The sequence below is a fragment of the Corallococcus praedator genome (assembly GCF_003612125.1).
GTDB lineage: Bacteria > Myxococcota > Myxococcia > Myxococcales > Myxococcaceae > Corallococcus > Corallococcus praedator.
This window is the reverse complement of the sequence record NZ_RAWI01000296.1, coordinates 1-11,822: the sequence shown is the minus strand read 5'-3', so window position 1 is coordinate 11,822 and position 11,822 is coordinate 1. Positions and strand designations below refer to the sequence as shown.

Genomic DNA, 11,822 nt, shown 5'->3' with positions numbered 1-11,822 from the left:
GCTTCCACGCCTACCTCTTCGATGTGACGCCCCCGGGGCGCGGGCGTCACATCGAAGAGGTAGGCGTGGAAGCCGCGCGCGTGCAGCGCTTCCCACAGCGCGGCCGTGCGCGGCGCTGCGTCCCGCAGGCTGTCCGGGCGCACCATGCGCTTCACCACGCCGGCCTCCGTCCACCCTTCGGGCAGCGCACGCGAAAGCTGGTCGCGCTCGGTGGCCTCCAGCAGGGCGTGCAGCAGGGCGCGCTCGGCGTCCGGATGCGCGCCGGAGCCATTCGTCGTCCAGCCCACCGACACCGGCCCCAGCTCCACCGTCCCCGATGGCGGGCAGTACACCCCCTGCGCCGGCACCCAGATGGACTGGCCGCTGCGCGGGTCCTGTGCCTCGCACCACGCCAGCCGCACGTCCGGCCCGGCGAGCCTGGGCACCGCCACCTGTCCCGCCGACCCCAGGGACTCCACGCCCCAGACGGGGGCGCCCGCCCGTTCAAGCTCCGCGCGGGTGCCCCAGCGCAGCCGCTCCGGCCGCACCGTCTCCGCGGCCCACAGCTCCGCGGTCTCCAGGAGCGCGCCCCGGGCGGCGTCCTCGAAGGTGAGGCCCTTGCCGTTGCAGACCTGGAGCACATGGCCTCCGGGGCGCACGGCGCAGGCCACCTCCACGCCGGTGCGGTCCAGGCCGGTGACGCGCGCCACCCGCGTCACCCCCAGGGCGGTGGCGAGCGCGGTGCGGAAGGCGGGGTCGTCGAGTTCGTTCCTGGCAGGCAACACGATGGAAGACCTTAGCCAGATTCCCGACGGACCGGGCGACCGGCGCGGCGCGGCGTGGGATGGCGGGGAAAACGTGGTAGGGGAAGACGGACCCCGCTGCCCCGGGAGGAGCACGCACCGCATGATTTCTGTCGGAGACCTCGCGCCAGACTTCGTCGCGACCGACTGCCACGGTCAGGAGGTGCGACTGTCGGGGCTGCGCGGCCGGCGGGTGGTGCTCTTCTTCTTCCCCCGCGCCTTCACGGTGGGGTGCACCATCGAGAACCGGGCGTTCCGGGACAACCACGAGCGGATCCGCGAGCTGGGCGCGGAGCTGGTCGGCGTCTCCGTGGACACCCTCACCACCCAGTGCGACTTCGCCGAACAGGAGGGCATCCACTTCGCCCTCCTGGGAGACGATGAGCGGCGGATCAGCCGCTCCTGGGGCGTGCTGTGGCCCCTGCTCAACGTGGACCGGCGCGTCACCTTCATCATCGGCACGGACGGCACCGTCGAACACGTCATCCAGCATGAGGTGCGCGTCTACCGGCACCTGGACGACGTGCTGAAGTACCTCCAGACGCACCCCGCCCCCGGCGCCCCCAGCGCCTCCGCCTGACGCTGGCGCCCGGGGAACACGCTTCCTCGCCTGCTCCGAGCCGGTGCCGGATTCCGGACGCCCGGTGCATTTCGGGGCGAAATCCCCCGGAAAATAACCTTCCGTGCCGTGGCGGGTTGGAGGCCATGTGAGCGGACGGGTCCTAGGACTGGCGCGGCCTGGACAGGGCGCGGGGGCCCCCACGGACGAGGCCCTGTGCGGGGCCTTCCTGGCGGGGGACGCGGCGGCGTTCGGCCAGCTCTTCGAGCGGCACCGGGGGCTCGTCTTCGCGCTGGTGCGCCGCTACACCACGAGCGCGGAGGACGCGGCGGACCTGACGCAGCAGGCGTTCCTCCGGGCCCTGGAGGCCTCGCGCCGGGTGTTCGCGCGCTTCAGCCCGGCCACGCCCGCGCCTTTCCGGGCCTGGCTGGTGCGGGTAGCGCTCAACCTGGCGAAGAACCACGCGCGGCAGGGCTTCCGATGGCGGCCGGTGCTGGTGGAAACGGTGACGGACGACGTCGCGGGGGAACACGGGGAGAGCGTGGAGGCGGCGCTGGAGCGCACCCAGCGAGGCCAGCAGGTGCGTCAGGCGGTGCTCGCCCTGCCCCGCCGCCAGCGCGAGGTGCTGACGCTGCGGGTGGACGGCGGACTGCCGTTCAAGGACATCGCCCAGACGCTGGGCATCACCGAGAACAACGCGAAGGTGCAGTTCCACCACGCGGTGAAACGCTTGAAGGCCGACGTGGCCGGGACACCAGGGGAGAAGCCGTGATGGGTGCGTGCGTGGAATACGAGGAGCAGGCGAGCCTCCACGCCGCCGGGGCGCTGGAGGGAGAGGAGGCCACGCGCTTCCGCTCCCACCTGGAGTCCTGCGCGGCCTGTCAGGCGGAGGTGGCGTCCGCCCAGGAGGTGCTGGGGCTGGTGACGCTGCCACCCCCGACGGCCATCGAGGCGCGAGCGCAGGAGGGCCTGGGCGCGCGGACCCTGGCGGCGTGGCGCCGGGAACAGACGCGCCGGTGGATGGGACGCCGGGCGCTGGGTTCGCTCGCCGCCGTCGCCGCGGTGGTGGCGCTGATGCTGGGCCCTTCCGCGCTGGAGCGACTCAAGGCGCCCCGGGCGGGCACGACGGCGCAGGTGGCGGGAGCGGCCAGCGACGACCTGGACGCGGAGACGCTGGCCGCGTTCGAGGCGTGGGCCGGGTTGGATCCGCTGGACGCGGACGCGTTGGCGGCCAGCTGGGACGGTGACGACGACATGATGGACGGCGACTTCGACGACCCGGGAGAAGCACTGTGAAGACGATGAAGCGGATGACCTGGGCGTTGGTGTTCGCGCTGCCGATGATGGCCCTGGCCCAGCCCGACGCGAAGGGCCCGGGAGCGCGCGACCCCGACCGCATGGCGAAGGCCGAACAGCGACAGCGGCTGCGTCAGGTGCTGGAGCTGGCGGACACGCTGGAGCTGGACAGCGCGCAGGCCCTGAAGATGGATGAGACGCTGCGCCGCTTCGACGAGCGACGCCGGCCCCTGCGCGAGCAGGTGCGGGAGTCCGCTCGCACGCTGCACCTGGCCTCGCGGGGCGACAGCGCGGCGCTGGGGCAGGTGGATGCGGCGGCGCAGAAGGTCTTCGACGCGCGGGCGCAGATCGCCGCGTTGGAGCGGGAGATGTATCAGGCGCTCGCCAAGGACCTGCCCCCGCAGAAGCGCGCGCGGCTGGCCGTCGTCCTGGCCCGCTCGGAGGGCGCGAAGTGGTTCAAGGGCAAGGAAGCCAAGGGAGCGCGCGGAGACTGAAGACGCCCCTCCCCGGCGTCGGAGACGGACAGGCGGGCTTGAACGGGTCATCTTCCAGGGACGACCCCATTGTCATGGAGCCGACCGTGTCCCGTCTCCCGGGGCATGCCCGTCCCCGAGGAGGCCGTCATGCGTCTGCTGTCCCGTGTCGTTCCCGTGCTGGTGGGCCTGGGGCTCGCGTCCTGCGCGGGCGTCGACGTAGGCACCAACTACGACCCCGCCGCGGTGGAGCGGATCGACAACTTCCGCACCTATTCGTGGCTGGAGCAGCCCCAGAAGAGCCAGGACACGCGCATCAACAACGCCATCGTCGACGCGCGCGTGAAGGAGGCGGTGAACCAGGACCTCCAGTCGCGTGGCTACCGGAAGGTGGACGCGAGCGAGAACCCGGACTTCCTCATCGGCTGGCAGGGCGCCATCGACACGCGGCTGTCCGCGGACACGGTGGACAACTACTACGGCTATCCGTGGGATCCGTTCTGGGGCTCGTACTACGGGCCGTACGGCGGGGGGGCGACCTACGTGCGCCAGTACGACGTGGGCACGCTCATCCTCGACGTGGTGGACACGAAGGCCAAGGCGCTCGTGTGGCGCGGCACGGCCCAGACGGACCTGGGCGACACCCCGAGCGCCCAGGCCACCGGCAAGAAGCTCGACGAGGGCGTGGAGAAGATGCTGGAGCGCTTCCCGCCCAAGGCCGAGAAGCCGAAGTAGGCACGGCCTTCGCGTCAGCGGGCCCGCCGCAGGGCGCGCGTGAGCACCCACGCGCCCAACAGCCCGCCCACGCCCACCAGCGCCACCAGCAGCACGAGCCAGAGGAAGACCCGGTCCACCAGGGGCCTCAGCCGGTCGAACGCGTGGTCCACCCAGCCGCGCGCCAGCCCATCCAACTGCTGGAGCGTGGCCACGCGTTCCGCATGCAGGGCATCCACCACCGCCTGGCGTTCGCGGCCCACGTCCGCGAGCACGGCCTGTCGCTCCTCGGTGACGAAGCCCTGGAGGCCCAGGCGCTCGTTGTGCAGCGCCTCCAGCACCGCCTTGCGTTCACGGTCGATGAGCGCGGGCGTGTTCGCGGCCACCGCGCCCACGCGCTCCAGCAGGTCCACGGTGCGGCCCAGGTCCGCCAGCGTGGACTGGAGCATGGGCGAGCGCATCGCGTCGTCCACGACCAGCTCCGCCTGCCAGCGTGCCTGTCGGGGCAGGCTGCCCGCGTAGAGGTCCACGCGCGCGGTGAGATCGCGCGTGTCCTCGACGAGCCCCGCCGCGGTGGAGCGCAGGCCTCCACCGGAGACCTCGGTGATGGAGGCCAGCAGCGGCGCGGTGGACTCGCGCGTGACGAGCGGTCCGGTCAGCGGATGCTCCGCGGCCCACCCGTGCACGATGCCCCGCGCCCGCGACACGTCCTCGTCTCCGGTGACGTCGCGCCACACGCCTTCAAGTTCGGCTTCCAGGTCCGCCAGCGACTTTTCGGCGTGTTTCACCAGCTCTGGCGGAGCGTTCGGGGCGTAGCGGGGCAGCGCGTCCTGGATCTGCACCAGCAGCGCCCAGGCATCGATGACGGCGGCCACGGGGTCGGGCTGGAAGAGCGCGCTCTGCACGGCGGGCACGGCATTGGCCTTGAAGCGCAGCATGGCCCCGGCCACCTTGGGGGAGTCGGAGCGCGCGGTGAGGTCGTCCGCCATGGCCTCCAGCAGTCCAGAGAAGCGCCGGGCCAGGTCGCGCACGCGGGTGCGCAGCGCCGCCACGGACAGGTCTGAACGGCCCACGCGCGACGTCAGCTCCGAGCGCTGGGGCTCCACCGACGCACACCCGCCGACGAGCGCCGCGAGCAGCACCACGGTCACGAAGCGGGTGAAGGAAGAGCGCGGGGTCATGGGCCGGGACCTAAACTGCGCACGTCCGCGCGCCCGGCCGAGCAGCCCCCACGAACGACGCCCGCGTCGGAAGTCGGACGACCTGGCGCGGCCTGCTCAACCCGACCCCGGCGCGGCCCCGGAAGCACCGGGCCCGGCACCGGGAAACACCGTCACTTCTCCGCGAGCGCCTTGTCGAGCGCGGCCTTCAGCTCCGGGCTGTCAGGCGTGACGCTGCTGGGGAAGGCGGCCTTCACCTGGCCGTCCTTGCCCACCACGTACTTGTGGAAGTTCCACTTGGGCTCGCCGTGGTCCTTCGCGAGGAACGCGTAGACGGGGGACTGGCCCTCGCCCTTCGTCTTCACCTTCTCGAACATGGGGAAGGTGACCTTGAAGCGCAGCTCGCAGAACTTCGCGATCTCCTGCGACGTGCCCGGCTCCTGCCCGCCGAAGTCGTTGGAGGGGAAGCCCAGGACGACGACGCCCTTGTCCTTGTAGCCCGCGTAGAGGGCCTCCAGGCCCTTGTACTGCGGCGTGTAGCCACACTCGGACGCGGTGTTCACGACGAGGGCGACCTTGCCCTGGAAGTCCGACAGCTTCTCGGGCTTGCCGTCCAGCCGGTTGGCGGAGAGCTGATGGAAGGACATGGGGGCTTTCTTCTCCGGCTTCGGGTCCGCGGCGGAAGCCGCCGTGGAGAGACAGAGCACCGTCGCGACGGTGAACAGCAGTGGGGTTCGCATGCGGTGCGCAGGATGCCGGAAGGAGTTCAAGGTTTCACCGTCCCCGCGAGGCCACGCGGGCCTTGGGTTCTTCAGTGGAAAAAACCGTCTTCAGCACCCGGCCCGTGGGCGTCTTGAGCTTCGCCACGTCGCGAGGCGTGCCCTCGCCCACGATGCGGCCGCCGCCCTCGCCGCCCTCCGGCCCCAGCTCCACGACGTGGTCGCCCGCCGCGATGACCGACGGGTGGTGCTCGATGACCACCAGCGTGTCGCCCCGGTCCACCAGCCGGCCCATGAAGGTGATGAGCTTCTCCACGTCGCCCAGGTGCAGGCCCGTGGTGGGCTCATCCAGGACGTAGAGCGTGGGCTCGTGACGCGAGGTGGCCGTCAGCTCCGCGGCCAGCTTCAGGCGCTGCGCCTCGCCACCGGACAGTGTGTTGGAGCCCTGGCCCAACTGCAGGTAGCCCACGCCCAGGTCCGCCAGACACACCAGCGGCGCGGCCACCTTGGGAAGCGAGCGGAACACATCCTTGGCTTCGTCCGCGGACAGGCGGAGCACGTCGCCCACGGTGAGGCCGTGGTAGCGCACCTCCAGCGTGGCGGCATCGAAGCGCGCCCCGTTGCAGGCCTCGCACGGCGTGACGACGTCCGGCAGGAAGGACATCTCGTGGGAGATGGCGCCCTGCCCTTCGCACACCTTGCAGCGACCACCGCTCGCGGTGTTGAAGGAGAAGCGCGCGGGCCCGAAGCCGCGAATCTTCGCCTCGGGCGTGGCCGCGAACACGCGACGCAGCTCGTCCCAGATGCCCAGGAACGTGGCCGGCACCGAGCGCGGCGTGCGGCCGATGGGCGACTGATCCACCGACAACACCCGCTTGATGGACTCCACGCCCTTGAGTGAATCGAACGCGCCGGGCTTCGACGTGACGAGTCCCAGCCGGTCGCGCAGCGCCGGGAACAGCACCTGACGGATGAGCGTGCTCTTGCCGGAGCCCGACACGCCGGAGACGACGTTGAGCCGTCCCACCGGCAGCCGCAGGTCCACGCGCTGGAGGTTGTTCGCGCGCGCGCCCTTCAGCTCCACCCACGCCTGGGGCTCGCCCCGCCCTGAAGGTGGCCGCACCTGGGAAGCCCGGAGCGCGAGCGCGGTGGGAGAGTCCGACTCCAGCACCACGTCCGGAGGGCCCTCGGCCAGGATGTGGCCGCCGCCCCGTCCGCCCGTGGGGCCCAGGTCGAGCAGGTGATCCGCCGCGCGGATGGTGTCCGAGTCATGCTCCACCACCAGCACCGTGGAGCCCGTGTCCACCAGCGCGCGCAGGTTGTCGAGCAACCGGTGCGTGTCACGCGGGTGCAGGCCGATGGTCGGCTCATCCAGCACATACAGCGCGCCGGTGAGGCCCGCGCCCAACTGCGCGGACAGCCGCAGCCGCTGCATCTCGCCACCGGACAGCGTGGCCGCGTTGCGGTCCAGGGACAGGTAGCCCAGACCCACGCGCTCCAGGAACTCCAGCCGCCGCAGCATCTCCTGCCGCGCCGTCTCGCCCAAGAGCGCCCGGTCCCCCTTGAGCTTCCAGGTGCGCACGCGCGCGAGCGTGGACGTCACCGAGGTCTGCACCACCTCGTGGTAGCGAGCCCCCTCCAGCCGCACCGCGCGAGGCACCGGCGCCAACCGGCTGCCACCGCACGCCCTGCACGGGGCCGTCTCACCCTCCGCCATCGCCGCCGCGCCGCCCTGCACGCCGGTGCCTTCACACGACTCGCAGCGGCCCTGCTTGGTGTTGAAGGAGAACCAGCGCGGATCCAACTCCGGCACGGCGGTGCCGCACTTCGGACAGGTGCGCTCGCTGGACAGGAGCGTCTCCGCCTTGCCCGTGCGAACCTTCAAGGCGCCCTTGCCCCAGTTGAGCGAGGACTCGAACACCTCGCGCGGCAGCTTCGCGAGCCGGCCCTCGTACATCACGAGGTCGATGTCGTGTTCCTTCGTCTTCGCCAGCCGGGGCGGGTTGTCCGTGGACGCAAGCTCCCCGTCCACGATGGCCTGCGTGATGCCCGCGCGGGCCGCCGCCGTGAAGACATCCAGGTACGTGCCCTTGCGAGCGCGCACCGCGGGCGCCAGCACCTGCCCGTCACCCTTCGTCCCGGTGACCTGCGCGAAGAGCGCCGCCGGCGTGGTGGCGCCGATGGGCGTGTCGTCGTTGGGGCAGTGCGGCTCGCCAATCTTCGCGTACATCAGGCGCAGGTAGTGGGCCACCTCCGTGACGGTGGCCACGGTGCTGGTGGCGCCCGCGCGGGACGTGCGCTGCTCCAGCGCCACGGTGGGCGGGATGCTGCTGATCCGCTCCACGTCCGGACGCGGCAGCGTGGGCAGGAACTGCCGAGCGTACGGCGTCAGCGTCTCCAGGAAGCGGCGCTGCCCTTCGGCGAACACCACGTCGAACACCAGCGAGCTCTTGCCGGAGCCGCTGGGCCCCGTCACCACGGTCATCTTCCCCAGGGGAATGCGGCACGACACGTCCTGGAGGTTGTGCTCGCGCGCATGCTCCACCTCGATGGCGGGCGGCACCTCCTTGCCCGGCTTGCGCAGCTTCACCGTGCGGGCCAGCGGCTTGCCCTCGCCCCGGAGCGCGGCGGCGGTGGCGCTGCCCTTCACCTTCGCCACGTCCTCGGGCGTGCCCTCCGCCACCAGCCGGCCGCCGTCGCGACCGCCCTTGGGCCCCAGGTCGATGATCCAATCCGAGCCCTTCATCACCGACACGTCGTGGTCCACCACCAGCACGCTCGCGCCCCGGTCCACCAGCGCGTGCAGCGACGCCATCACGTGGCGCACGTCCTCCGCGTGGAGGCCGGCGCTCGGCTCGTCGATGAGGAACAGCGTGCCCTTGGCGTCGCTGGCCAGCGCGCGCGCCAGCTTCAGCCGCTGCGCCTCGCCACCGGACAGCGTGGACAGGGGCTGGCCCAGGGGCAGGTAGCCCAGGCCCAGGCGCTGCGCCGGCCCCAGGGTGCGCTTGAGCGCCGCGTCGTCGCCGAAGTGCTGGAGCACCTCATCCAGCGTCATCTCCAGCACCTGCGCCACGCTGAAGCCGTGGTGCCGGACGGCGAGCACCTCCTCCTTGAAGCGCCGGCCCCGGCACACCGCGCACAGGAGGGCCACGTCCGCGAGGAACTGCATCTCCACCGTCTCGTAGCCTTCGCCCGAGCACGCCTCGCAGCGGCCCTTGTCCACGTTGAAGGAGAAGTGCGCGGACGTCAGGCCCCGCACCTCCGCCTCGGGCTCCGACGCGAAGCGCTCGCGCAGCCGGTCCCACGCCTTGGTGTACGTGGCCGCGTTGCCGCGCGACGTGCGCCCCAGCGGGGACTGGTCCACGAAGGTGATGTCCTCGACCTGCGCCCCGCCCTCCACCGCCGCCACGTCGCCGGGGGCCTCCACGTCCTTGACGCCCAGGCCGCGCGCCAGGTGCCGGTAGAGCACCTCGTCCATCAGCGTGCTCTTGCCGGAGCCGCTGGGGCCGGTGATGGCGCACAGCACGCCCAGCGGCACGCGCACCGACACGTCCTTCAGGTTGTGCTCGCGCGCCTCGCGGATGACCAGCTCGCCCGTGCGGGTGCGCGGCGTGCGCGGCGCCTCCGTGCCGCCGGACAGCATCCTTCCGGTGGGCAGATCCTGGCGCTTCGCCAGGGCCTCGGGGGTGCCGTCGAAGCACAGCGTCCCGCCCTGGCGTCCCGCGCCCGGCCCCAGCTCCAGCACGCGGTGCGCGGAGCGGATGACCAGCGGATCATGCTCGATGACCAGCGCGATGTTGCCCCGGTCCGCCAGCTCCGAGATGGCCTCCGTGAGCGGCGGCACGTCCCCCGGGTGCAGGCCCACGGTGGGCTCGTCCAGCACGAAGAGCGCGCCCGTCAGCGACGTGCCCAGCGCCGCGGTGAGCGACACGCGCTGCGCCTCTCCCCCCGACAGCGTGCGCGCGGGGCGATCCAACGTGAGGTAGCCCAGGCCCACGCGCTGCAGGTAGCGCAGGCGGCCGGAGAGCTCGCGCCGCGCCAGGTCCCCCTGCCCCGTGAGCGTCTTCAGCGCCTCCAGGCGCGCGAGGCCGTCCGTCAGCTCCAACCCATGCCAGCCCGGCAGGTCCAGCCCTCCCACCCGCCACGCGCGGGCCTGCTCGTTGAGCCGAGCGCCGTGACAGCTGTCGCAGAGCGTGTACGCGCGATAGCGGGCCAGGAGCACGCGCACGTGCATCTTGTACGTGCGGCCCTCCATCCACTTGAACCACGCGCGCACGCCCGGATACGCGCGGCCCTCGTCGTAGCCGCCCGACCCTTCGAGCACCGACTCCCGCTGCGCGGCCGTGAGCTTCTCCCACGGCTTGTCGCGCGGGATGTTCTTCTGCCGGCACCAGCGCTGGAGCATGTCCCGCTCCCAGCTCGTGGACTGCCCGGACCAAGGCCGGATGGCGCCCTCCGACAGGCTCAGCGACGGGTTGGGGATCACCTTCCCCCAGTCGATGCCGATGGTGCGTCCGAACCCGCGACACGGCGCGCACGCGCCCACCGGGCTCTGGTAGCTGAACAGGCCCGGCCGCGCAGGCTCGAACTCGCGCGCGCACTTCGGACACACCAGCCCCCGGCGCAGCCGCTTCGGCGCGGACTCCGGCAGGTGCAGCAGCGCTTCGCCCTCCGCGCGCGCCCACGCATCCTCCAGCGCCTGGGTGACGCGCGACAGGTTCGCGTCCGACAGCTTCACCCGGTCCACCACCACCTGCGCCACGCCCGCGGGGTCCGTGGACTCCCCCGGTTTGAGCGTCTCCAGCTCCTTCACCTCACCCTGCACCATCAGCCGGTGGTAGCCGTCCTTGAGCAGGCGGGCCCTCGCGTCCAGGAACGCGGCCGTGTCCGGGATGCGCACGGGGAAGGTGAAGACACCCGTCGCGTCCGGGTGCTCGCGCAGGGCGGCCTGGGCGGCCACGCGCGCGTCGGTGCGGACCGCCTCCAGCCCACAGTCCGGGCACACCGGCATCGCTTCCCGGGTGAAGAGCGCGGACAGGTACGGCTCCACGTCCGCCAGCGTCGCCACCGTGGAGCGGGAGCTCTTCACCGGCGCGCGCCGGTCCACCGCCACGCCCGCGGCCACCGGCTCCAGGGCCTCCATGGGCGGCCGCTCCAGCCGCTCGAGGAACTGCCGGGCATACGGACTGAAGCTCTCCACGAAGCGGCGCTGGCCTTCCGCGTAGAGGGTGTCCAGCGCGAGGCTCGACTTGCCACCGCCGGACACGCCGGTGATGCAGACGAACTCTCCTTCCGCCAGGTCGACGGAGAGATCCTTCAGGTTGTGGGTGCGAGCGCCAACGAGGTGGGTCTTGTGCATGCCGGCCGGAGGTTTAACGAGCCGACACTCCGGCGCCAATCACAACGTCGAGGAACACACCGTCTGATGCCTGGGCGGGTTGGGAGGGGGGCAGCCGGGCTGATACAACGAAGGCCGGGCTGCTTCCCCGGCCATCACCCGACGGGAATGCCGGCCCAGGCTTCACAAGCGGGGGTTGCGATGTCCGACGATGATCAGGCCCGCCATGCCCGGACCGCGGAGGCCCTGAGCCGCGCGAGGGCCTCCCTGGTGCTGCTGGAGCTGGGCGCCCACACCGCCACGGGGTTCGTCCTCTCCACCGAAGGCCACGTCGTCACCAGCCTGCACGCGGTGGCGAGCGCGCGCGCCATCACCGCCGTGCTGCCCGACGGCCTGCGCACCCAGGTGGTGCAGGTGGCCGCCGTGGACGAGCGGCGCGACCTGGCCCTCCTGCGCCTGTCGGTGCCGGACCTGGTGCCCGCCCTCTCGCTGGGCCCCGCCACGCTGCCTATCGAGGGCGAAGCGCTCCACGTGCTGCACGCCCGCCCCGGCCGCCCGCCGGAAGCCCGCGCCCTGGAGGTCCGCGCGGTGCAGGTGCTGGGGGACTGGCTCACCCTGCTGGAGCTGTCGCGCACCCTGCCCGAGGACGCGTCGGGCGCCCCGGTGCTGGACACGCGGGGACACGTGGTGGGCCTCGCCACCGCCGCGCTCGCCAACGGCCGCGCGCTGGGGCTCGTCATCCCGACGCGCTACATCGCGCCCCTGCTCGCGACCCCGGGCC

Annotated in this window: 10 protein-coding genes; 6 read left to right on the top strand and 4 right to left on the bottom strand. The window is 72.2% G+C overall.

All coding sequences use genetic code 11. From position 1 onward, the window contains the following. The coding region (locus tag D7Y13_RS29630; RefSeq protein WP_244222387.1) for a YcaO-like family protein at nt 1-764 on the bottom strand (764 nt) is incomplete at its 3' end. A gap of 121 nt (nt 765-885) precedes the next feature. Between D7Y13_RS29630 and D7Y13_RS29625 the strand changes: the two genes are divergently transcribed. The 5 genes from D7Y13_RS29625 to D7Y13_RS29605 all read left to right on the top strand — a co-directional run bounded on the left by D7Y13_RS29625 (nt 886) and on the right by D7Y13_RS29605 (nt 3,845). Continuing rightward, nucleotides 886-1,362 carry a peroxiredoxin gene (locus tag D7Y13_RS29625; protein WP_120585602.1) on the top strand — a complete coding sequence of 159 codons (477 nt, stop codon included), beginning with the start codon at nt 886-888 and terminating at the stop codon, nt 1,360-1,362. Between the two features lie 127 nt (nt 1,363-1,489). Then, nucleotides 1,490-2,113, top strand: a complete 624-nt coding sequence (locus D7Y13_RS29620) for an RNA polymerase sigma factor (RefSeq protein WP_120585603.1) — start codon at nt 1,490-1,492, stop codon at nt 2,111-2,113. Then, the gene (locus D7Y13_RS29615) at nt 2,113-2,637 is read left to right on the top strand and encodes a zf-HC2 domain-containing protein (RefSeq protein ID WP_120585606.1); all 525 of its coding nucleotides are present in this window, start codon (nt 2,113-2,115) and stop codon (nt 2,635-2,637) included. The genes D7Y13_RS29620 and D7Y13_RS29615 overlap by 1 nt, the downstream gene beginning before the upstream one ends. Further along, complete coding sequence (locus D7Y13_RS29610) at nt 2,634-3,131, top strand: hypothetical protein (protein WP_233595921.1); 498 nt, start codon at nt 2,634-2,636, stop codon at nt 3,129-3,131. Before D7Y13_RS29615 ends, D7Y13_RS29610 begins: the two co-directional genes overlap by 4 nt. Nucleotides 3,132-3,260: 129 nt before the next feature. Continuing rightward, the gene (locus tag D7Y13_RS29605) at nt 3,261-3,845 is read left to right on the top strand and encodes a DUF4136 domain-containing protein (protein ID WP_120537068.1); all 585 of its coding nucleotides are present in this window, start codon (nt 3,261-3,263) and stop codon (nt 3,843-3,845) included. A 14-nt stretch (nt 3,846-3,859) separates the two neighbouring features. Here the strand turns inward: D7Y13_RS29605 and D7Y13_RS29600 are convergent, their stop codons facing one another. The 3 genes from D7Y13_RS29600 to uvrA all read right to left on the bottom strand — a co-directional run bounded on the left by D7Y13_RS29600 (nt 3,860) and on the right by uvrA (nt 11,062). Then, nucleotides 3,860-5,005, bottom strand: coding sequence for a chemotaxis protein (locus tag D7Y13_RS29600; protein WP_120585604.1), 1,146 nt, complete (start codon nt 5,003-5,005; stop codon nt 3,860-3,862). A 152-nt stretch (nt 5,006-5,157) separates the two neighbouring features. Beyond that, nucleotides 5,158-5,724: a glutathione peroxidase gene (locus D7Y13_RS29595; RefSeq protein WP_199732944.1), complete on the bottom strand. Its 567-nt coding sequence runs from the start codon at nt 5,722-5,724 to the stop codon at nt 5,158-5,160. A 34-nt stretch (nt 5,725-5,758) separates the two neighbouring features. Next, nucleotides 5,759-11,062 carry an excinuclease ABC subunit UvrA gene (uvrA, locus tag D7Y13_RS29590; RefSeq protein ID WP_120585605.1) on the bottom strand — a complete coding sequence of 1,768 codons (5,304 nt, stop codon included), beginning with the start codon at nt 11,060-11,062 and terminating at the stop codon, nt 5,759-5,761. A gap of 180 nt (nt 11,063-11,242) precedes the next feature. Between uvrA and D7Y13_RS29585 the strand changes: the two genes are divergently transcribed. Beyond that, on the top strand, nt 11,243-11,822 hold a 580-nt coding region (locus D7Y13_RS29585), incomplete at its 3' end, for a S1 family peptidase (RefSeq protein WP_147452518.1).

Coding starts and splice junctions, on each gene's coding strand:
- D7Y13_RS29625 (WP_120585602.1), top strand. CDS start 886: ATGATTTCTGTCGGAGACCTCGCGCCAGACTTCGTCGCGACCGACTGC.
- D7Y13_RS29595 (WP_199732944.1), bottom strand. CDS start 5,724: ATGCGAACCCCACTGCTGTTCACCGTCGCGACGGTGCTCTGTCTCTCC.
- D7Y13_RS29605 (WP_120537068.1), top strand. CDS start 3,261: ATGCGTCTGCTGTCCCGTGTCGTTCCCGTGCTGGTGGGCCTGGGGCTC.
- D7Y13_RS29615 (WP_120585606.1), top strand. CDS start 2,113: ATGGGTGCGTGCGTGGAATACGAGGAGCAGGCGAGCCTCCACGCCGCC.
- D7Y13_RS29600 (WP_120585604.1), bottom strand. CDS start 5,005: ATGACCCCGCGCTCTTCCTTCACCCGCTTCGTGACCGTGGTGCTGCTC.
- uvrA (WP_120585605.1), bottom strand. CDS start 11,062: ATGCACAAGACCCACCTCGTTGGCGCTCGCACCCACAACCTGAAGGAT.